Here is a 23,262-nt window from a genome sequence, read left to right as displayed (position 1 = left end):
CATTGGTCAAATGGAACAGGCTTTATATTGCCTCATTTCATTTATTTTCCGTTGAAGTTTTTTAATTCATCCACTGAAATTCCGAATGCATCGGCATATTTTTTCAGTGCATTTTCGCTTAGTGTTTTGAATGTTTTTGGTTTAAAATGCCTTTTTACCCTCCATTGCCACATGCCTACATAAGAAGCAAGTACACCCAGATCCATTTTGTTCAGTTCCATGAAATAAACAATGGGACTTACCGTATTATTGGCAACATTTTGTTTTGCTTCCTCAATTCTCTCATGAATAAGTTCCATAGATTCGTCCAGAGCAGCTTTCTTGGCATCCCAGCCCGTACTGTTTGCTGTCGTGTAGTTGTCGTTCTCATCCGTCACATACAGAACTTCTGTCATGTTGGCGGATTTCAGGTTACTTTCGTCTTGAGGCAGGTCTTGTTTTTTCATCTAAATAATGTTCATTTTTTTAGATTCCAGATGAGATAATGTTCACCTGGTTTTGATTCTTTTAATCAGGTGGCTAAAATAGTGAAAATACATTATATGTAAATCATATTAAATCTGAGGGAGTTATTGTAGTGGAATAGAGGTTGTATCATCAATAAATCTCCGAAATCATAATAACAAGATTTTTATTTTCCCCCATTTGGACAGAAGTCTTTAACTAATCAAATATAAAATAATCTTTAACTAATCTCATAAGATTTATTATTTCCACTTGTAACGGTTCTCTTGTAACAAGTGTCTGTATAAATAAGACTAATGTTTTGAAATTTGGATTGAAAAATAATTATTAAATAACTACTATGAAAAAGTTTTTTATTTCTGTTTCGCTTTTCTGTATGATCAGCGCAATGGCACAGAAATTTGAGACCCAAAAGCTCACAGACGCTCAAGGGTACGCTTATGAAACTGTAAAGAACGATCAGGCCGGTGTACGTGTATATACACTGAAAAACGGTTTAAAGGTTTATCTGGCAAAAAATGATGATGCCCCGAGAATTCAGACTTACATTCCTGTAAGAACAGGATCTAATAACGACCCAAGTGACAACACAGGATTAGCTCACTACCTGGAGCATATGGTTTTCAAAGGAACCTCACATCTGGGAACTCAGGACTGGGCAAAAGAAAAAGTTTTACTACAGCAGATTTCTGACCTTTATGAACAGCATAAAGCAGAAAAAGATCCTGAAAAAAAGAAAGAACTTTATAAAAAAATTGATGAAGTTTCCCAGGAAGCCTCCAAATATGCCATTGCTAATGAATATGATAAAGCTATTTCTTCGTTAGGAGCTACAGGAACGAATGCTCATACATCGCTGGATGAAACGGTTTATAAAAACAATATCCCTTCTAACGAATTAGAAAAATGGTTAAGAGTGGAGAAAGAACGTTTTTCAGAGTTGGTATTACGTCTTTTCCATACAGAGCTTGAAGCGGTATATGAAGAATACAACAGAGCGCAGGATAATGACAGCCGTCTTGTATTCTATTCATTGATGCAGGCCCTTTTCCCAAAACATCCGAACGGACAACAGACAACAATAGGTACTTCAGAACATTTGAAGAGCCCTTCTATGGAAGCAATCCACAGGTATTTTGATACGTACTATGTGCCTAACAATATGGCTGTAGTATTGGTTGGAGATCTGGATTATGATAAAACTATAAAATTAGTTGATCAGTATTTTGGTGCATTCAAGTACAAAGAACTTCCAATGAAAAAGATGGTTACTGAAGAGCCAATGACCAGCATTGTTACAAGAACTGTAAAAAGCCCTACTACGCCAAGAATGACGATTGCATGGAGAACAGATTCTTATGGAACGCAGGAAGCAAGATTAGCAGATGTAGTATCTGAAATCTTAAGCAACAGAGGAGATGCGGGATTAATTGACCTTAATATCAACCAAAAGCAAAAAACTCTTGGAGCAGGAGCATATGAGTCTCCTTACAAAATGTATGGTACATTTGGATTGGTAGTAACTCCTAAAGAAGGACAAAGCTTTGATGAAGCTAAAAAACTTCTGATGGATCAGCTTGACCTTGTGAAAAAAGGACAGTTCCCGGACTGGATGCTGAAAGCTATCGTAAATGATAAAAAAGTTCAGCGTATGAAAAGCTGGGAAACTGCTGACGGATTAGCTACCGAATTGTATGATTCTTATATCAACGTAAGAACGTGGGAGCAGGAGCTGGATGAGATCAATCAGTATGACAAGATCACAAAAGCTGATGTAGTGAAGTTTGCCAACGATTTCTATAAAGACAATTATGTTGTTATTTATAAAGAAAAAGGCGTGAATGACAAGCTTGTCCGTGTACAGAATCCGGGAATTACACCTATTAAGCTGAACAGAGAAGCTCAGTCTCCTTTCCTTAAAGACATTCTGAATACAAAAGTACCGGAAATCAAGCCTGAATTTATTGATTTTAAAACAGCTATTCAGACTTCAAAAATCAAAGATAAGACGGTAAGCTTTGTGAAGAACAAGTATAATGAGATCGCTCAGATAAGCTATATTTTCCCTTTCGGAACAGATAATGATAAAGAACTTTCTATTGCAGGAACTCTTTTTGAATATCTTGGAACGGATAAATATACTCCGGAACAGCTGAAAGAAGAATTTTATAAGTTGGGAATCAGCTACAGTCTGAGAACTTCTAACGATCAGATGATCATTACATTAAGTGGTCTTGAAAGCAATATGAAGAAAGGTGCAGAGCTGATGAACCACTGGATGACGAATGTAAAAGCTGATAAAGCGATTTATGCTCAAACGGTAAAAACAATCCTGGAATCAAGAGCTGCAGCTAAGAAAGATAAAGTGAGAATTATGGCTGCTCTTTCAAACTATGCTAAATATGGTAAAAATTCCAGAATGACGGACATTGTTTCCAAAGAACGTCTTGAGAGCATTGATGCTGTAGAATTAATGAAGAAAGTGAAAACGCTGAACCAATATCCTTATCAGGTGCTTCTTTACGGGCAGGATCAGGCAGGTTTGGAAAAAGCTGTGAAGCCTTTTATCATCAATACAAGCCTTCAGCCATCACAGGCAAAAGAATATGCTGAACCGGCTGCTGAAGGAAAGGTATACTTTACGAATTATGATATGGTACAAATGGAAATGTCTAAAGTAGCAAAAGCCAATACAGTAAACCTTGGTAATTTCGGGAAAGCAAATGTTTTCAATGAATACTTCGGAAGAGGACTATCTTCTATCGTTTTCCAGGAAATCAGGGAAAGTAAATCATTGGCTTATACAGCTTATGTTTCTTATGCTAATGCTTCGGAAAAAGGTAAAGCAAACTATGTGACGAACTATATCGGAACACAGTCAAACAAGCTTCCTTTAGCTGTAAATGCTATGAATGATCTGATGGTATCTTTACCACAAATCCCTGCTCAGTTTGAAAATGCAAGAGGTTCTGCGTTAAAACAGATCGCTTCCAACAGAATCAACAGAACGAATATTTTCTTCAATCAGTTAGCCTTGAAAAAATTAGGGGTTGACTATGATCTTAGAAAAGATGTTTACGCTGAAATTCAGGGATTGACATTGCCACAGCTTACAGGATTCTATAATACTGAGGTGAAGCCTGTACAATACAATACCGCCATCATTGGTAAGAAAGAAAACCTGAATATGGAATCTATCAACAAAATGGGAGAATTTAATGAAGTATCTCTTGAAGAGATCTTCGGGTATTAATCCTTTTGTTAAAAATAATGATAAAAGCGGGACAGAAATGTTCCGCTTTTTTATTGTTTAAAACTGTTTCTCTCTGATGATCAGGGTTTCACGGATTTTCCCAATGTTTCACGTGAAATAATTCATTGTATGATGAGGTTCTTTATTTGTATCAGTTTGGTTATCAGTTGTATTATCGTGGATCTGATTAATTTGAAAATAAATAAAAAATAAATATTTTTTATTGTAAAGATTTTGTAATCATTTAAATGGGAGTGGACTTTAGCTAAAACTTAATTGTAATCACAAAGGCACAAATGGATTGCACAAATTTTCACTGATCTATTAGAGAATATAAAATGGTTAACAACAAAAAAAGCTGTACAAAACGTACAGCTTTTCTATTCTATGTTGAATTGATCTTTATGATTTTACTTCCTGAATAAACAGGTTGATTTCCGCTCTGATCAATAACTCATCATTATTAAAAGTTTCACAGAAGATGTGGCAGATGTTCTCAAACTGTGAGATAAGTGAGGCTTTGGAAATGATTTTGTCATTTACTTTTGGAAGGGCAAATATTTCAATTTTCTTGATATTGGTAATAAACCCGATTACTTTTGTATCTGCTTCAGGATTTTCAAAGAAGCTTTGTCCAAGAATAGAAGAGCAGGTTTGTGCCAGATTTTCAATTAATCCGGCTTCAGCAAACTCATTGTTGTGAACAAATATGTTATCTTCTTTTATTTCAAAGGAAGTCACTACTTTTTCTTTGGTCAGTTCCAGAATATAGTCTGCCATAAGCATCGGTTCGCGATGCGGTAAAAAGTTGTGTATATTGATGATATTCTCTTCCTTTATTTCCATTTCCAGTTTATTTTACAGCGGTTTTCATTTGAGATTTTGCAATCACTTCACCGTTCAGTTTTGTAACGATATCCACAAGGGTTACTCCCATTATTTCATTGAGGATTGTTACTTCAGATTTCAGATGATCTCCTACTTTAGGCAGCATTTCAGCTTCAAAAGATTTGATGGCTCCGATATATCCGGTTGGGGCATCTTTCCCCAACAGATAATATTTATATCCTGTATGCAAGGCCACACTCTGTGCCTGATGCTCAATAAGCCCTGAAGCTTGAAATAATCCGTCCTGGATGAAAAGATTATCTTCTTTGATTTCAAAACCGGATAAAAGATGGTTTTCAGAATAATCTGATAGCTCATGAACCATCACAAAGGGAAACCGTTGCGGAATAAGGCTTTCTACGAAATCTTTATCAGATGTGGGCAGTCTGTTTTCCATTAGCAAACCGTTAGTAAAGCACATGAATAAGCGAATCTTCCACTTTCAGGAACACAAAGAAGTACTTTTTCTCCTTTTTTCAATGTCCCGGAATTCATCAATTCTTCAAGGGCAATAAAAATAGATCCTGCTCCGATGTTTCCAACCTCAGAAAGATTGTAGAACCATTTTTCTGCAGGGAAATCCATTCCTTTTTTAGCAAATTCTTCTTTCAGTCCGTCTTTGAAATAACCTGAAGAAATATGAGCCAATACGTGATCAATTTTTTCCGGATCCAAATTATGTTTGTCAAAAGAAGATCTTAAACTTTCTGCTCCTTTTACAAGGATATATTTATCAAGGATTTTAGTGTCCTGTTTGATGGCAAAAATAGATTGCTTCAACCATTCATCAGAAGGGTAATCAGCCCATGACTTAAGGCTTCCGTCTTCCAGCTTATCACATCCTGCATACATACATGCTTCAATTTCGTGTGCGTAAGAATAGAAATCAATGAATTCTACTTTTAAAGAAATACCGTTTTCTCTCGGTTTGTTTTGCAAAAGGAAAGCACCCGCTCCGTCAGAAAGCATCCATCTCAGGAATTCTCTTTTGAAAGCAATGATAGGTCTTTCTTCCAGTAATTTTAAATTTTCAGCCTCATGGTTGAATTTATCAGCTGTCATCCATGCAGACATTCTTTCGGAACCTGCACATACTGCACTTTCCTGTACACCGGCTTTTACAGAAAGGAATCCATAATTTAGGGCGTTCATTCCTGAGTTGCAAAGACCAGTTGAGGTATTAATCTCAATAGATTTTCCGATGTTCAGCTCACCATGCACCATAGAAGCGTGAGAAGGCTGTATCTGGTCTGGTGAAGTAGTTCCTACGGATAATAATTTCATGTCTTCCTTTTTGAAATGTTCGTCAAAAAGTCCTTCGATTGCTTTTGCTGTAAGCTGCGCGTTAGAGTGCGTAGGGTTTCCTTCTTTATCTAAAGCGTAGTATCTTGTCGTGATTTTATTATTTCTTAGGATAAGTGATTTTGCTTTGGATGGCGCATCATTGATAAGCCCAAGATAAGTCTCCATTTCATCATTCGCTACCGGCTCATTGGGTAAGTATTTTGATGCTTTTGTTATAAATACGTCGTACATTCTATTTTAAATTAATTCCTTGTAAATATCTTTTTTGTTTTTGTCTTTTAAACCAAAATATAGGGGTTGTAAGCAGGTGTAAAACTAAAACGACAGGTGAGATGATCCATATCGCTGCCATCAAATATACCTTAAAGAATTTTATCAGCAATGGACGTTTCTCTTTTTTCTTGATAATCAGGTTAGACCATACTGTAAATATTTTATTTCCCACCTTTTCTACGCGTACTAAAAATGGGCGAATTTCAATCGCTCCATTTTTCACAAGCTCCGGCTGCAAATTATTAAGGTCGTTATTGCTAAAGTGTCTTTCAATAATCTCGCCATACTTTACCGAACCTGTGATTTCTTCATCGGAAACTCCTGCAGCAGGAAGCATTCCTGATTTTTCTTTTTGGCCTGTTGTAAGCCATCGAAGAATGGTTAATACACTGGTATAATTGTCATGTCTGTCTACCAATGCAATATTCCCCACAAGTTTTGCCTGTAAATCTCTTAAGTATACCTTTAATTTCTCCTGAGACAGCATCCACATATTTCTGGTTCCGGAGATAGTGACTACAGATGTATCTTTAAGGATGCGTTCTGCATAACCACTCTTTAAAAATGAAATGATAGGGATGGATGGTGTGAGATACCATACCTGATATCCGAAAAGGATGAGGTCATACTTTTTGTTCAGAATTTCTTCCGAAGGAGGCAGAATTTCTTTTGGAATCTGTAAATAAGACTCTGGAAAGGTATTGAAAAAAACATCACCTGGCCAGGGAAAAGGAAAATCTTCCTTTAGCTGAATGTTGTAATACGTAATATCATAAGCTTCCTTTTTAGCTTCAAAAGGTTGGGCTATGTTTCTCACGATATCTTCGAGTTGTCCGGTTTGTGAATAATATATGACAAGTATATTTTTCTTCATTAGTTTTCTTTAGCGTTTACAAAAATATGTTTTTCATATTTATTATTTAGTTTTAAATACTTTTAATGACTCAGAACTAAATTTCAGCGTATAGTTCTCATTTTCAAACGAAGCGTTCTTTGTATTGACAAAAATGATTGTCTCAGGAAGAACCTGAATATCATTGAAGCTAAAATTATCATGTGAGATCAAAAGAACATCAATCTTTTTAGTCACTTCTGAAAAGTCTTTTATATACTGTATCTTTCTTCTTTTTACCAGATAGCTGTGTGAAGCTATTGCTCTTTTTTCATCACTTTTTATTAGAGAAAAAATTCTTCGGCTGGCCTGGTATAAAGTCAATAAAGCATCTTTCTGTCCAAAATCATCGGCCATATGAAGGATGTTGGCTTCATTGGAAATATGCTTATTCAGTTCGAAATATACTGATTTTTTGGTGTTGAAGTCTTCTTTTACTTCTTTTACCACTTCACTGTCTTTATAAAGATAGCTCAGGAACAGTTTCTTTTTGAAATAATTTTCATTCTCGATCTCTTCTCTCAGTTTTGCAAACTCTTCTCTGAAATAAGCATTGATCTTCTTTGTTCTTTCAGAATAGTTTTTCCCGAAACTTATATCGTCTTTGCTAATTCTGCTGCCTACTTTTACGGTAATGCTTCCATCATAAATAATAAAATCTCCCTTCGGTAATACTTCAGAATTACCATGAATGTAAAGCGGAAGGACGTCCAGCCCGAATTGCTCTGCAAGATAAAACGCTCCTTTATGGAATCTTTTGACATCATTGGTATAAGAACGTTCTGCTTCAGGGAAAACAACTAGGGAGTATCCCTGTGCAATCTTTTCTTTCAGCTTATCCATTCCATTTTCAATTCCCTGTGAAACCGGATAGAAGCCCAGAGCTTTTACCAGTTTTCCGAAAACAGGAGACTCATATACCCAGTCATTCACCAGATAGATGATTTTGTGGGTAGTCATGGCAATGGCCAGGGTATCTAAGAAAGAGGTATGATTGGCAATAATAACAGCCGGTTTGCTGAAATCTTCAGCTGTATTTTTAATGACTCTTTTCTTAACAAAAGGTGTTAAATAAAGTACTGATGTTAAGAACTTAGCCAGAATCAGTTTGATAATGTCTAATGTTTTTCCTTTGGCATTTTTAATAAATAAACTTCCGAAAGCTGAAAATACCAATCCTCCCAATCCGTAATATAAAAACGAAAATACAGCCCGTAAAAACAGTCTGAAAGTAATGGGAGAAAGGCCTTTCTTCGCCCGGTTGGTAATGAATAATCTGAACCAGAAAGGATATAAGGTAGAGGTAATAATAATCACAGAAAACATTCCGATCAGGGCTACTAATGCTAAAGAATGCAGCGCCGGATGCTTGGCAAAGATCAGAGACCCAATGGAAAGAATGGTAGTGAAAACCGCAAGAATAATGGATGTTCTGTAGGTGGGTAATTCATTTTTACCTGTTGTATGTTCTTTTTGCATAGCCTGCGTCAGGAAGATACTGAAATCATCCCCAACCCCAAAAACCAATGTACATACTACGGTACTGAAAATATTGAGTTCTAATCCTAAGAAATAAAGAATTCCCGCTGTTACAATTCCCGTTAAAACAATCGGGAACATGGTAAGAATTGTTAATTCAAGATTTCTGAAAAACACAATAATTGTCAGAACAATTGCTAAAAGAGAATAATTGATTAACGTATTGAAATCTCTCTTCAGCAAGCCGAGGAAATTTTCGTTCATCTGCTGGCGGTCAATGGCAAGAGCATCATGTTTCTTTTCAATATCTTTGATGAAGGCATCTCTCTTATTTTCGTCTACTTTTACCACATTGGAAACCGTGTAAAAACCATTTTCGCTGCTCATGAATTCTGAGATCTGAAGAGCCTTTACTTTTTCATAGTCTTTCAGGCTCAATGCAGCATAGTTTTTATGCAAAACCTCATTGAAGTTGTCAAAAGCTGAACCGTTGAACCCAAATTTGTTTCCATTACTAACCAATTCGGAAATAGTCTGATTTTTCTTAGAATCATTCCAGAAGGTGTTCCATTTCTCAATCTTTTTTTGCTGATCTTTTTCCGAAAGAACAATGCTTCCGATAGAATTGTAGCTTAATATTTTGCCTTCTTTTTTCTCTTTTTCAAGGAAGTTGCTCAGTTCAGAATTTCTGGTTAATGCCTCCTCTTCAGAATTTCCATAAGAGATGGTGTAAATAGATTTTGAAGTAATGTCAGAAAGCTTTTGTAGTTTGGCTTCACTGATTTTCAGATCTTTTGGAATATAATTAAGATCACCAATGTCTTCATTGAAACCTACATGTCTGAATCCAAAAAGGCAGGCAAGAATGATGATAGAGCATCCTATAATCAAAGGTTTGTTTTTCTCATAAGGATAAGATCCTATCTTGTCAATGAAATTCGTGTTGAGGTGTTCTCCTTTTTCTTTGGGTTTATAGAGTTGAGGAACGATAATTAATGCTGAAACTGAAGAGAGAATGACGGTGATAGCAGCAAAAAGCCCGAGGTCTTTCAACGCTTCAGAACGTACAAAAACCAAACACAGGAATGAAACAGCCGTCGTTGCACTACTTAATATAATAGGCTGGGTGATCTCTTTGTAAAGCTCTTCAATATTATTGTTATGCTTATAATGGGTAAGAATGTGCAGGGCGTAATCTATCGTAATCCCGATCAGAATGGCTCCTACACTTAATGAAATCGCTGAAATTTTATCTTTAATAAAATAAAGAACAAGTAGGGCAAGCAGTACGGAAAATACTGTTGGTAAAAAGACGATGATGGGCGTAAAGAAATTTCTGAAATAATAGATCAGAAGAACCAAAAGCACCGTCATAGAAATGACTACCGTATTCTGAATATCTTTTTTGATCTGTTGGGCATTGGCCACGGCAATCACCGGAGAACCGAAATAGCTGATCTCTGTTTTTCCCTTGAACTGTTTATTAATGCCTTCTTTTATTGAGTTGAGCTGATCTACAAAAACTTCATTGGCTTTCGTGTCATTACTCTTGTTTTTCGGATCAATAAAAAGTAATAGGTTTTTCCCGTCTTTGGTTACAATATAGCTGTCTTCAAGCTTGAAGTCTTTGCTGATGTTTAATGCATTTAATTTTTTAATTCCTAAAAAAGTAAGCCCCAAGGGATCTTTTTTGATAAACTCCTTGGTAACAAGACTAGTTGGAGAAACCAGCGAGATATAATTATTCTCTACCTGTTTGGCAATACTGTCTTTCAGAAGTTTGCGGTCAATTTCCTTATAATCATTTTCATTAAGGAATAAAGGTAAGTTTTGGCTGACGAAATCAAATGTTTCTGAAATCTCATTATCATTCACTTTGCCCTGAACGGAACCTATATACTTGTGTAGAGGCTCTATCTTCTGCAAAAAAGTATCTGCCGTTTCCGAAAGCTGGAAGCTGTCTTCACCGGATTTATTCTCTATAATAACGATGATCTTATCCGAAAAATTAAGCTGCTTAAGAACCTTTGCCGTAAGATCAGATTTTTCATTTTTAGGAATGATCTGATTGATATCTTCCTCAAAATTGATCTTTGATGCAAAAAACAGGCATAAAACAGCAATTCCTAAGGCTGTAAGTACAGATAGGATTTTATTTCTGGAGATCAGATAATATAAAAATATAAAAAAACGATGCATTGCATGTGAATCAAGTCTGCAAATTTAATTTTTTAAGCATTAGTTCAAAATAGTTAGAGATAAGTTTTGACTGAAAATCAATAAAATATTCTAGGAAGAACGAAAAAATATTCTACTTTTGCAAAAGTTCCCCTTTAAAAAAATGTATTTTAAATCACAATTATTATTAAAAAATAAGAATCTGTTTTAGATATGTTGAAAAGAAATGATGAAAAAATAAACGGATTTCTATTTGTAATAGTACTTCCGCTTCTGTTGTTTGCCATGTCTTATTATGGATTTGAATCTTCCTATACAAGACTGAAAACATCAGAGACAACACCTGACTTCTTATTTTCCTCCGTATACGCTTACAGAGTGATTCCCAATTATCTGAGTGTGCAGATGACAGATTTAATGTATTATCTGATCAATGGTCCTTTTTCTTTCTTTAAAGATTTTTTGTCCAAAAACGGAACACCGTTCTACCATGGGCTTTTCCTGATGAATAGCGTGTTTTTTATTGGGTGCTCCCTGATCTTAGATGCTGTATTTAAACTGAAGGCCACAGGGCTTCTGCTAAATCTTAATGCAAGAAGAATTATCCACCTTTTATCCATTTTTTTTATCGTAATAACCCAGTATGCACCAACAAATTGTGATACTATTGCTCTTTTCTGCTACCTGACAGGTGTATTTTTAACACTGAAATATTTAGATACCAGGAAAAATATTTTCTTTTTTATTCTCATTGGGCTTATCACAATCTCCACATTGGTAAGAGAAACAGCCTGCCTGAATATCGCTTTTTTTGCCGCAGTATTTTTCAATATTGCTGAATTGAAAAAAGGAAATTATAAGGTAATCTTGAGAATAATACCTCTGGTTATTGCTTTTCTTGTTCCTTATCTGGGGTTAAGAGCTGTGCTTGTTCAGGATGAAACTACGTTTGTAGAAGGTTTTTATATCAACAGGAACTTTTCCAGTCCTTTCAATCTTGCGGGATTGACCTTTGCCATCATTGTGATTTACTTTATATACAGACTTTGTACTGACGAAGAAAACAGAAATGTTTTTGGAAAATATTTTTTCTTTTCAATCCCCTACCTTATCATGATCACATTAGTAGGTCTTTTTTGGGAGGTGAGGCTTTTTCTGCCTTTAATTCTGACCGGAATTATCACGGCATATCATCAGTTTAAAAAAACATCAGAGATTTAGCATGAGTTTACTACATCCATATTATATTATTGCCATCGTCTATATGCTGTTCTTCAGTATTCAGGAAGTGTATGGAAAAAAGGTTGATAAAAAATGGTTCTGGTTCCTTGCTGTTTATTTCATTATTATTGTCGGGCTTAGAAACGAGGTAGGTCCTGACTACGGAAGTTATAAAGGCATTTATATCTACTCTGATACCAAAAGCTATTACAGTATCTTTATGAAGATGCTCCATATGGAAGGAACTGAAAATCTGGATGTAGAGTGGCTGTATACATTGATTAATAAAATACTCCTCAATTTTTTTAACGCTCCTTTTTATATGTTGACTCTGGTCATTGCTATTTTTGCGATGATCTTTAAAGTTGAATATACAGAAGACAATACATTTTATCCATTTACCTTTACCCTTTTTATGTTTATCCCCAACTTTTTTATCGGGGAAAGTGGGCAGATCAGGCAAAATCTGGGAACCTTTATCGTTTACTTTGCGATACGATATATCAAAGAACGGAAATTCTGGCACTACTTATTTTTCATATTTATAGGATCGGGTATCCATAGTGTCTGCTATTTATTCCTGCCAATGTACTGGCTGGCCCGTGTTCCTTTGAACAAAACGGTGATGCTTATTATGATCATTGGTTCTGTCTTCCTGTCTCCGTTTGAAGTATACAGAAGCTTTGGTGGCTTCTTGGATGGGATGGCCTCGAATAGTACACTTGTAGAAGGGTTCAACGGATATATGGATGAAACAGTACAGCGATTAAATGGTGGTATAGGGATTCCGGAAGTAATGATGGCGATCCTGACCTTCTTTCTTTTTGTTTTTGATACCAAGATGAAAGAGCTTTACCCTTATTATGAATACCATAGAAACTATGCTGTCATTGGGATTAGCATGTATTTTATCTTTAGAAATAACCCTATTTTCTCATCGAGGCTTGCAGGAGCATTCATCGGGTTCTCGTATATCATTATTCCGAATGCCATGTATGTTGTTTCTGCGAGGACCAAGAACATGATTTATGCGTTTATTATTTCACTCGTTGTCTTTAATTTTGTCGTCTTCTCACTCTTTAATAATATCAAGGCGGGACGATTTTCAATAGAGCGTTACAAAAACCATATTCTTCCATAGTATTTTGGACATAAAAATATAAAGGCAGCTTTTTAGCTGTCTTTTTTTTGTGAAAAGGTTGTTCATGTTTGTACTGTTTATTAGTTTTGTTTTGAATTATTAATATCATAATTCAAATATGTTATTGATATTTATAAAATAAATCTCTTTTTATTGAAATAGGCTTAAAAATTGTATTTGGATAATGACACTAAATTATAAGGTATGAAAAGGTTAGCTGGAAAATTAGCGGCAGTCTTCTGTCTGATATCACTCAGTATCTGTTTGAAGGGTAATATCAGAGGAGGTCTTTCTTCAGTTGAGTATATAAAAGCAATATCGGTTGCTAAAAACGTGGATTCATTGGTCAGGCCGGCACATGAATTGAAAAAAATATTTCTTCCGGATTGGAAAAAAGCACCCAACAGCTACATCTTTGATCCCAGCCAGAATAGTGAAGGCTTACTGGTTCCGGTAAAGAAAGCATATGCTATGTGGGAAGGGGGAGGCTATCTCAATGGGAATGGTATTCCGGCAGGAACAGTGACTGCAGATGTACTGTGGGAGGATGTTCACGGTCTGATAAAATCAGGAGTAAATTATGCTCTCGAAATAACAGGAACAGGGCAGGATGCTAAAATCAAAGTTCCCATCAGCAAAGCAAAAAAAGGAAATGCAGTGGTTGCCTTCAAAGTAAATGGAGAAATCTATTGGAGCTGGCATATCTGGGTTACTGATGATCCCACAAATGGAGCAACTTATCGAAGTTTCAATACTATTAAAAGGATGAAGTCAGATGGTACAACTGAAGTGATTCCGGATACAGATTGGAAATGGATGGACAGAAATCTGGGTGCACTTACAAGCTCTATCACTGCGTCAGACTGGAACAAAAGTATAGGACTTCTTTATCAGTGGGGACGAAAAGATCCAATTCCGCCATTGGTTACCAGAGGGAATGATTTCTATGAAGCCTCAGGATCCATAGGAAGAGTCAGACATAGAGGAGCGAAAAATATGACCAATGCTGTAAGTATTGATGATCTTAGGAAATTCGTTTTGCTTTCCGGTGCAGAGGTTACCAATAACTTAAGACTTTCTGTAAAAAATCCCTTGAGTCTTATCTATGTCAATAAAGAGGACAATTCCGGTCAGGCTTATTACAATAATAATATCAATCTACCTGTCAATTGGTTTGGAAAATCTACAACTTTGCCTACTAACAGGCTTTCAGAACTTAATCTTTGGTCTGATAATGCACAGGGAAAAATAGAAGCCGTTTACAATACCGATGATAAAGCAAAACCTTATAGGGACAAATCTTCTTATGATCCTTGTCCCAACGGATGGCGTATACCCTCTATGCTGGTAGCAAATCTGGCCTCTGGCTCCTATGTTGATGATATCAGAGTAGACTTTTCACCTTTCGGCGTAAAAACCAATATGGCGAAAAATGTTTTTGAAACCAATAATTACCATATTATAAAACCTACTAATGCAGGAACTCCCGCATTTATGACAGGATTTAAAGTGTATCCTAATCTTGGTTTTGATCTTTCTGCAGTTGGAGGATACAATATGGGGGTCTTTCCCGGAAATGGGCAGCTTATCAGGGGAGCTCATTTGGGGCAGTATAGTGATCAGCATCATATTGCATTGTGGACGGCTACCATGGCCCGGCAGTTCGATGCTTCTCCGGCAGTTACCGTTAGAGGGCTTTCAATGATTCCGGATAAGACACAGCCTGATATTCCGGACGCTAATTACCCCAATATCAAAGGACGTTTTTATTACTTTCCCATGTCAGTAATGTATACCTCAGATGCGAACGGATGCAGATGTATAAAAGACCCTTTATATCTCGTTAATGATTATGATTTTCCTACAGAGTATCTGCCTGCAGCCACAGAATATAAAGAAGGGATTGATAATCCGAATACCTATCAGATTGTTAAAAGCGGAACAGCTGCTGTCATTGAAATTCCGGTGAGCAAGGCATTTTCAGTACAAAGTCAATTGTTGAATAATTCAGAGATATTAAACCCTTCCAATTTTAATGATTTAAAAGGAAATGTTCTCTGGACTACGAATACTGGTCTTATCAGTAAAATTTCAATAATAAACCCGTCACCTTCTTCACTGCAGGGTATTGCCAATTCAAAAATAGCTGTAGAAATAGCTCCTGACCAGAGTGGAAATGCTGTAGTAACCCTGCATAACGGCAGTATATCAGCTCCGGTATATTGGAGTTGGCATATCTGGGTTACGGATTCTCCTATACAGTCTTACACTTATACTACAGAATCCCCGGCGGCAGTGACAAATTATGTAAATTATGTAAACAAAGCGGATGTCATATTCCAGACATCTTTCATGGATCGTAATCTTGGGGCAACAGATGCCTTTCCTAATGTTGCAAATCCTCTTGCACCCACTGCGGAAGAACTGATGAAGATACGCGCTTCCACAGGATTGCACTATCAATGGGGAAGAAAAGATCCCATTCCAGCGTTCCAAAATACAGATAACAGAAGTTTCTACAATATTTCTTTAGGAACTGCTGCAGCAAATGGAACTGTTTCCTATGCTGTGCTTACTTCTGCTGATTATAATAACCTTTCCGGTAGTTATATAGTTCCTTACAATACCTACGCTGCTGCATCCAATGTACTGGGTACAGACAAGCCGGTAGATAAGATTTCCAAGATACTGTCTTATTCCGTTAAAAACCCTTTGGTATATATGATTCCAAGTACGTTTGCTCCTTATAACAGCGCAACACCCAACTATACCAACGGAACTGACTGGCTGGCAGCAGAACCTAACATGGCTCCTGACAGATGGGGAAGAGGGGGAAAGAAATCTCCTTTCGATCCTTGTCCGGAAGGCTGGCGAATTCCCGATCTGATGAATGTCGCTTTAGTTTCAGGCAGTGATTTCGGGCAGACTCCCTGGTATAAAAAAGATAAAAATGTAGCCACATCGTATAATATTGCCACTGATTACTTAGGAACCAGAGTGAGAAATTCAACCAATGCTACCGTAGGATATATCTTTAATAATCCTGTATATTCTTTAGGAAACTACCCTGATTCCGGATCAAGAGGCTTCAGAAGCGTGATTGCCAATCAGACAGCGCAGGGAACCTTCAATGTTCTCAATTTTCAATATCCGGCTGTGTGGACAGCGGCTTTAAATTCAAATTATTTGGGAAGACCGATTAATGTACTTTTTGATGCTGCTTCTACTACCAACAGGATTATGGTCTTTCATGATAATAATGATCCGTATTTTGGTGCGGGATGCCGATGTGTGAAAATAGAATATGATGCAAATGGTAATGAAGAAGGGCCAGCTTCCAGAATAACAGTAATCCCTAATAGCCCGACATTGAGTACTGCTAATGCAGAATTTAAAACGACGGACAATAAGATTACTTTATATCCAAGTCCGGTTTCCAATATTTTGTATATAAAAGCTTCAGAAAATAAAGAATATCATTTCCAGATTTTTAATGCTTTGGGACAGATTGTGAAGTCAGGTCAGTTTATAAATAACCAGACGGACCTGTCATCTTTGAATGCAGGAGTGTATTTGATAAGAATAAATAATTCGGAAGCGGTTGTCAAAATTATTAAACGATAAATTCTGAAAATAAGGATTTAGAAAAGCAGAATGAGGTGTCTTGTTCTGCTTTTTTACATGTAAGCATATCTTTTACGTCTATGATGGTTGATGAAAAATTCTATATCATGAAATGTTGATAACTATATAACGCTCTAAAACCTACACTACAAAGGATTTGAATCTTAAAAAAATGGGTGCTGAAAAGGGGTGTAAACCATCAGGATTGTTAAATTAAACCCGTTTTACAAAAAGTATATAATAAAAAAGCTTTACTTTTGCAAAAATTTTTAGTTAGAATGTCGAAAAATTTAGTAATCGTAGAGTCCCCGGCAAAAGCAAAAACTATTCAGAAATATTTAGGAAAGGATTTTGAAGTGAAATCCAGTTTCGGACATATCCGGGACCTTCCTAAAAAAGGAATGGGGATAGACCTTACTACATTCAGTCCCGATTACGAAGTTTCCGCAGACAAGAAGAAATTGGTAACCGAATTAAAGGCCGCAGTAAAGAAAGCAGATATGGTATGGCTCGCTTCCGATGAGGACCGCGAAGGTGAGGCTATTGCATGGCATCTGGCGGATGAGTTGAAATTGAAGCCTGAAAACAGAAAAAGAATTGTTTTCCACGAGATTACCAAAAACGCCATTCTAAAAGCAATCGACAATCCGAGAGATATAGATCAGAACTTAGTAAATGCCCAGCAGGCTAGAAGAGTGCTGGACAGGATTGTAGGTTTTGAAATGTCACCTGTTTTATGGAAGAAAGTAAAACCGGGGTTATCTGCCGGAAGAGTACAATCTGTAGCAGTACGATTAATTGTTGAAAGAGAAAAAGAGATTCGTGAGTTTACACCAAAAGCAAGTTTTAAACTTGACGGAATCTTTTTAAATAAAACAGAGCAGGAAATAGCTGCTAAACTGAAAAAAGACTTCGAAAAAGAAGAAGATGCAGAAAAATTCCTTGAGCAGGCAAAAACCACAGAATTTAAGGTTCTGAATGTTGAAACCAAGCCAGGTACACGTTCTGCTTCAGCTCCATTTACAACTTCCACACTACAGCAGGAGGCTTCCTCAAGACTTGGATATAATGTTACCAATACCATGCGTCTGGCACAAAGACTGTATGAAGAAGGGTACATTACCTATATGAGAACAGACTCCGTAAACCTTTCTCAGGAAGCAATTGAAGGAGCTAAAAAACAAATTACATCAGAATACGGAGCAGAATATTCTTCTCCAAGAAATTATACTACAAAATCTGCTTCAGCACAGGAAGCTCACGAAGCGATCCGTCCTACGGATTTTGGAGTGAAAAGTATAGGAGATGCACAGCTGAATAAGTTATACCAACTCATATACAGAAGAACACTGGCTTCTCAGATGGCCAATGCCAAAATTGAAAAAACTGTGATAGAAATCGGGAATGTATCATTGCCCCATCATTTTGAAGCGCAGGGAGAAGTGATCATATTTGACGGTTTCCTGAAAGCTTATGGTATTGTGAAGACAGAAGATGAAGATGAGGAGAGCAATGATAAATTACTGCCAAAAGTAAGTGTAGGAGAGATATTGAACTATAAAACCATTACCGCTACTGAAAAATTCACAAGACCAAGTGCAAGATATACGGAAGCAGGATTGGTGAGAAAACTTGAAGAATTAGGGATTGGTAGACCTTCTACTTATGCTCCGACGATTCAGACGATTCAGAACAGAGAATATGTGGATAAGAGAGAAATCGAGCCGCATACGCGTGAAGTGATCAAAATGTCTTTAGCCAAAGATAAAATCAAAAAAGTAGTTCTTGAAGAGAAATTCGGAGGTGATAAAAATAAATTCATTCCTACAGATATAGGTGAAGTGGTAAATGATTTCCTGACAGATAACTTCAGGGAAATCCTTGATTATGGTTTCACGGCAAGAGTAGAAGAAAGTTTTGATGAAATTGCAAGTGGTGACCAGAAATGGAAGGAAATGATGACGAATTTCTACTCAAAATTCCACCCAAGAATTGAAGACGTAGAAGAAAATGCAGACCGTGCAACAGGAGACAGACTATTAGGTGTAGATCCAAAGACTGGTAAAAATGTTCATGCAAGAATCGGAAGATTTGGAGCAATGATCCAGATTGGAGAAACTGATGATGAAGAGAAACCGGTTTTTGCTTCATTAATGACTGGTCAGAATATTGCAACCATCACTTTTGAAGAGGCGTTAGAACTATTCAAGTTACCTTTCGATTTAAGTGAAGTTGATGGACAACCAGTTTCTGTAGGTGTTGGTAGATTTGGACCTTATGTAAAATGGGGAGAAACCTATATCAGTATTCCGAAAGGAGAAGACCCTCTTTCTGTAGATCAGAAACGTGCAGAAGAAATCATCAATGAAAAGAAAATTGCTGATGCTCCAATTGCTACCTATAAAGGGGAGCCGGTAACGAAAGGAACAGGAAGATTCGGGCCATTTATCAAATACAAAGCTATTTTTGTAAATGTTCCAAAAAAATATGACTTTGAAAATCTTTCTCAAAGTGATATTAATGAACTGATTGATGCAAAACTTGAAAAAGAAGCCAACCGATATATCCAACAGTGGGAAAAAGAAAAAATTTCCATTGAAAACGGAAGATGGGGACCTTTCATCAAATTCGGAAAAGCAATGTTTAAAATCCCGAAGAAAGCAGATGATACAAAATACGAAGCAGATGAGTTGAAAGAGCTTTCTTTAGATGAAGTTAAAAAATGGATTACAGATCAGGATCCCAAAGCTTTTGCAGAAAAGAAAAAACCAGCAGCTAAAAAAGCATCCACAACTAAGAAGACAACTACAACAGCGAAAAAACCTGCGGCAAAGAAACCTGCAGCTAAAAAATAAATAGTCTTTAATTTAATAAGATAGGAAAGCACAGATTTTGGTCTGTGCTTTTTTGCTTTTATTAAGTCTGGTATTAAATGATGCATGAGGTTTTAACTTGTGCTTTTTTCGTTGAGAATCATTTCAAAAAATATAAAAATTACAGAATGATAATCATTAAATAAATTTCTCAACGTAGGGAATTAATATTTATGCACAGTTATTACTTAGCTCTAAGTATAAATACGTAAATGAAAAATTCAGTACTAAGACTATGATATTCAGTATTTTAATTCTCTAGATTTACATCGTAATATTACAAACGGTGGAGTTCAGAAACCACTTTAAAAACGAGGCGGATTCTGAAAAGCCAAACGAGTAAGAAAAAACAAAACTATAAAATCATGTCAGAATTTAAATTTAGCGAAGAAGCTATTTCGCACGCATTGGAAGCAGCAAAAAGATCACACGAAGACAGTCAGGCAAGCCGCCGTTCATCTGGGGCGGATTCAGATTTAAGCCTTGCCAATGCCAGCGCAGGTTATCTTCTTGTAACAGCAGAGTGTATATCAATTACTGTTGAGAACAATAAAGTTTGTATCAACTTACCTTTAGGTTTTGGGAAATACTGTTTCAGTATCCCATTAAGTATTCCTAATGGAACGGCTGGCCAGGCTTGTTTATCTATATGTACTACCTGGGGAATTCCAACAGGAATCAGAGTTACAATTATTATAGGCGGAATAACGATTATCAGCCAATCATTCGGAAAGTGCTAATTAGCCAGTACACGAATTAGAATAAAATATCCGTCTCATATAGCATGTGAGACGGATTTGTTTTATAGACTTCTATGAATGATCTCAATGGAAATTAGCGATAAACCACAGGATACCATGTTGAAAAGATTTTGAACATAAAAGGACAACTTAATAATGGGTAATCTTTTTGTTTTCTATGAAAATACTTATTTCAAATTTTTCTTTCACAGGAATTCCATAAATGTTTGCAGATTCCCATGTATTTAATTCTTTTAATTTGAACGCTGTTTCAATAGATTTTCTAGTTTCCTGATCGGTATATTTAAGAATTTCTATATTTTCTAATTTATTTTCTGTACCGATGGTGACGAGAATACGGTTTTCACCAGTTGTAGCATTCTTTGGGAGTTTGAATTTATTAAACAAAACCATTCTGAAATTAGAAATTCCTTTTGGGAATTTTGCATACATTGTCATTATATCCTTGTCATCTATACATTCCTTATTTTTTTCTTGTTTACATTTTTCTAAACTTTTCTCAATAGATGAATCTATTTCCCGAATTTTTGCTGAATCTTTTTTATTTGCTGGAAATACTTTTATGCTTTCTATTCCTGGTGAAAGAAAATAAGTAATTGAATGATTGTTTGAAATACAACTTACAAGAAAAAGAGTAGATATTAGCAGGTATATATTTTTCATAGTCTGTGCTTAGAAAATAAAACCTCCAAATTTGGAGGTTTTATTTTATTGTTTTGGCAGCATTCAATTATTGAGGTCCTCCATTTTTATTTGTTAAACCATTTGTATCCCAAAACGTTATACTTTTTATAATTAAACTTTTGTAAAAATTTTCAGCAGTTGTATTCCAAAACCAATGATATTGATTAATAATTGCTGTTGCTTGCTGGAAGTCAAATGTTTGAGTGAAATAAATATCAATGTAAGGGTTAGCATAATCTTTTTTGCGAATTTCAGATCTTGTTTCTGCATCGCCAACAAACATTAATCTTAGATATCCACTATCAGGATAATAAGACTGTATCGACAGATTATTTTGAGATAATTTTTGTAAAAAAGCTGAAAGAGGTTGATTATAATAATTTGTTTTATTAGGAATGATATTATTTAAGTTACTTATCGTTTGGTTATAAAAATTAGGATAATCTACCATAGTAATTGGTTGACCTGTTTGTGATTTAAAAAAAGTAAAAGAAATAATTGTAACTAGAAGTATAAAAATTTTTTTTGTTTTCATAATGATAATATTTGATAGTTGAATATTATGGGCATGGTTGTGCTTTATAGCCTGTTATCTTTTTTCCACCAGATGCTGGAATTATATATTCAAATGGTGTCGATGAAAGTGCTTTTAAGTTTCCGTTTTCATCAGTTTTAGCTAAACTAATTCCACTATTATACTTTTCAAGAATATATGCATAGCCTGATTCTAGACCATCATTTTGGCTATTCCCGGAATATGCAGGTAATCTTCCTGTCATATAGTTCTCTAGTATTTCAAGAAAATCTTTCCCTACCTCTGATTTATCATTAAAAATTCTCCCCTCATTTGTAGTATTACTTGAAAATGGATAAGCAGCCAAAAATTCTGTTACTTTATCTCTATCTGTAATTACAAATGCATATATTGTTCCATTGCTACTAAATACAAATGATGACTGATATGTAAGATATTGTTGACTGCTTTGAAGAGTATTATATAAGTCTCTTACAGAAGGAGGCGGGGCACCGTGACTAGGGTGCGAATGTGCAGAGGCGAGATAATCTCCTATTGAAGGGATGTTTATTGTAACATGACCGGGATCATTAGGGTCATTGTTAGAATATGGATCTTGTGCAATAATAGTTGTACCTGTACTTATAATTGCTGTCCCATATTCATAATGGTCATTTGCTGCATATTGTTTTAATGCATTTAACTCTGAAGATATTGTTGATGTATGTAAAATGGTATTCACATTGTTTGTAGGTATTTTTGCTTTTTTACAAGGGTCTTTACTATCAAGTGGTAGATTAGGTATTGTAGGAGTATCATTATTGTTTCCTCCTGTTCCTCCAAAAGATCCTCCACCGCCACCGGTTCCGTCATCTCCCAATGCTGTAGAAGCGGGAAGTGCTTTACATCTGTGAACAACTACCGTTACTAATGTTGAGGGTTGGTATGCTTTGCAAGGACCTCCCTGTGATTTGGAAGGTTCTCCATTAAAATGCTGACCTTCACTACAGGCAGTATAATAAGATTCTTCAATCCATTCGCAGGAAATGTCAGATTTATTAAGTATACCTCCACTGTATGTTCCTGGATTTAATTCTTCTACGCTTAGTTTACCCTTTGTCTCAATAGAACCTCCATTTGCCAGAATTCCTTTTTCCTGCGGTGTAAAATTATAGGTAATTAAAAGCTCTTTGTAAGTGCCGTCTGGCTGTGAACTCAGGACAAGATTTTCCAACGGAGCATCTGGGGAGGTATTTTCTCTTGTTATATGAAAAGTATAGCTGTGTACATTCGTTCCGCGCTCTATATAGATCACATCATCTGTATTCACAGAAACTCCGTTGCTGTATTTCACTGCTTTTCCTAAAGCATAGGTTTCCTGAGTTTTTAATTTCTCATTAATCTTTTTTAATTCGGGAACAAGGTTGATTTTGTGCTTACTTTCCTCCAAAGAAATCCTTTTATAGGTATACCGGAAAGCATTATTGATAGTAGAATCTTGCTGTTGATCGGGTAAATAATCATTCCTGCAGGATAGCAACATAAGGCTGAAAGCTGTGACGAACAACAGCCACGAAAATAGTTTTTTCGTCATCATTTGTTTGTTTTTTAAGTTGTTAAATATAAACTTTTTTATCACATTGGCGTGATAACAGATGCAATGTTATTTAGAATTTTGATTCTGTACAACAACCAAAGTTTTAAAATCCAA

At 35.9% G+C, this 23,262-nt stretch carries 15 protein-coding genes; 6 read left to right on the top strand and 9 right to left on the bottom strand.

Going from position 1 to position 23,262, the window contains the following annotated elements; genetic code table 11:
• Window positions 1–41: 41 nt before the first annotated feature.
• Window positions 42–446, bottom strand: a complete 405-nt coding sequence (locus tag KIK00_RS13660) for a hypothetical protein (RefSeq protein WP_255812929.1) — start codon at window positions 444–446, stop codon at window positions 42–44.
• 359 nt (window positions 447–805) lie between these two features.
• On the opposite strand from KIK00_RS13660, the gene KIK00_RS13655 reads away from it, so the two are divergent.
• Window positions 806–3,718 (top strand): pitrilysin family protein, encoded by a 2,913-nt coding sequence (locus KIK00_RS13655; RefSeq protein ID WP_255812928.1) that lies wholly within the window; start codon window positions 806–808, stop codon window positions 3,716–3,718.
• A 402-nt stretch (window positions 3,719–4,120) separates the two neighbouring features.
• On the opposite strand, the gene KIK00_RS13650 is transcribed toward KIK00_RS13655, so the two are convergent.
• From KIK00_RS13650 to KIK00_RS13630, 5 genes are read right to left on the bottom strand one after another with little or no spacing between them, the layout of a single operon-like run.
• Window positions 4,121–4,564 (bottom strand): ABC transporter permease, encoded by a 444-nt coding sequence (locus KIK00_RS13650; RefSeq protein WP_079243425.1) that lies wholly within the window; start codon window positions 4,562–4,564, stop codon window positions 4,121–4,123.
• 7 nt (window positions 4,565–4,571) lie between these two features.
• Complete coding sequence (locus tag KIK00_RS13645; RefSeq protein WP_255812927.1) at window positions 4,572–5,003, bottom strand: hypothetical protein; 432 nt, start codon at window positions 5,001–5,003, stop codon at window positions 4,572–4,574.
• Complete coding sequence (locus tag KIK00_RS13640; protein ID WP_255812926.1) at window positions 5,003–6,142, bottom strand: beta-ketoacyl-ACP synthase III; 1,140 nt, start codon at window positions 6,140–6,142, stop codon at window positions 5,003–5,005. The genes KIK00_RS13645 and KIK00_RS13640 overlap by 1 nt, the downstream gene beginning before the upstream one ends.
• A gap of 1 nt (window position 6,143) precedes the next feature.
• Window positions 6,144–7,058, bottom strand: coding sequence for a dialkylrecorsinol condensing enzyme DarA (locus KIK00_RS13635; protein WP_255812925.1), 915 nt, complete (start codon window positions 7,056–7,058; stop codon window positions 6,144–6,146).
• A gap of 42 nt (window positions 7,059–7,100) precedes the next feature.
• Entirely contained in the window at window positions 7,101–10,754 is a 3,654-nt protein-coding gene (locus KIK00_RS13630; RefSeq protein ID WP_255812924.1) for an MMPL family transporter, read from the bottom strand.
• A 192-nt stretch (window positions 10,755–10,946) separates the two neighbouring features.
• Here KIK00_RS13630 and KIK00_RS13625 point away from each other — a divergent pair, with 192 nt between their 5' ends.
• The 5 genes from KIK00_RS13625 to KIK00_RS13605 all read left to right on the top strand — a co-directional run bounded on the left by KIK00_RS13625 (window position 10,947) and on the right by KIK00_RS13605 (window position 20,332).
• A complete protein-coding gene (locus tag KIK00_RS13625; RefSeq protein WP_255812923.1) occupies window positions 10,947–11,954 on the top strand; it encodes a hypothetical protein in 1,008 nt (335 codons plus the stop codon).
• 1 nt (window position 11,955) lies between these two features.
• The gene (locus KIK00_RS13620; RefSeq protein ID WP_255812922.1) at window positions 11,956–13,095 is read left to right on the top strand and encodes an EpsG family protein; all 1,140 of its coding nucleotides are present in this window, start codon (window positions 11,956–11,958) and stop codon (window positions 13,093–13,095) included.
• A gap of 204 nt (window positions 13,096–13,299) precedes the next feature.
• Complete coding sequence (locus KIK00_RS13615; protein ID WP_255812921.1) at window positions 13,300–16,719, top strand: T9SS type A sorting domain-containing protein; 3,420 nt, start codon at window positions 13,300–13,302, stop codon at window positions 16,717–16,719.
• A 278-nt stretch (window positions 16,720–16,997) separates the two neighbouring features.
• Entirely contained in the window at window positions 16,998–19,574 is a 2,577-nt protein-coding gene (gene topA / locus KIK00_RS13610) for a type I DNA topoisomerase (protein ID WP_255812920.1), read from the top strand.
• A 383-nt stretch (window positions 19,575–19,957) separates the two neighbouring features.
• Entirely contained in the window at window positions 19,958–20,332 is a 375-nt protein-coding gene (locus tag KIK00_RS13605) for a hypothetical protein (protein WP_149835532.1), read from the top strand.
• 150 nt (window positions 20,333–20,482) lie between these two features.
• Here the strand turns inward: KIK00_RS13605 and KIK00_RS13600 are convergent, their stop codons facing one another.
• The 3 genes from KIK00_RS13600 to KIK00_RS13590 all read right to left on the bottom strand — a co-directional run bounded on the left by KIK00_RS13600 (window position 20,483) and on the right by KIK00_RS13590 (window position 23,148).
• On the bottom strand, window positions 20,483–21,016 hold the full coding sequence (locus KIK00_RS13600) for a hypothetical protein (RefSeq protein ID WP_255812919.1): 534 nt from the start codon (window positions 21,014–21,016) through the stop codon (window positions 20,483–20,485).
• 67 nt (window positions 21,017–21,083) lie between these two features.
• The gene (locus KIK00_RS13595) at window positions 21,084–21,572 is read right to left on the bottom strand and encodes a hypothetical protein (RefSeq protein WP_255812918.1); all 489 of its coding nucleotides are present in this window, start codon (window positions 21,570–21,572) and stop codon (window positions 21,084–21,086) included.
• Between the two features lie 25 nt (window positions 21,573–21,597).
• Window positions 21,598–23,148, bottom strand: coding sequence for a hypothetical protein (locus KIK00_RS13590; protein WP_255812917.1), 1,551 nt, complete (start codon window positions 23,146–23,148; stop codon window positions 21,598–21,600).
• Window positions 23,149–23,262 lie beyond the last annotated feature (114 nt).

Source organism: Chryseobacterium sp. MA9 (assembly GCF_024399315.1).
GTDB lineage: Bacteria > Bacteroidota > Bacteroidia > Flavobacteriales > Weeksellaceae > Chryseobacterium.
Note: the sequence above shows the minus strand (reverse complement) of the source record. Positions and strands in the feature narration are given on the sequence as shown.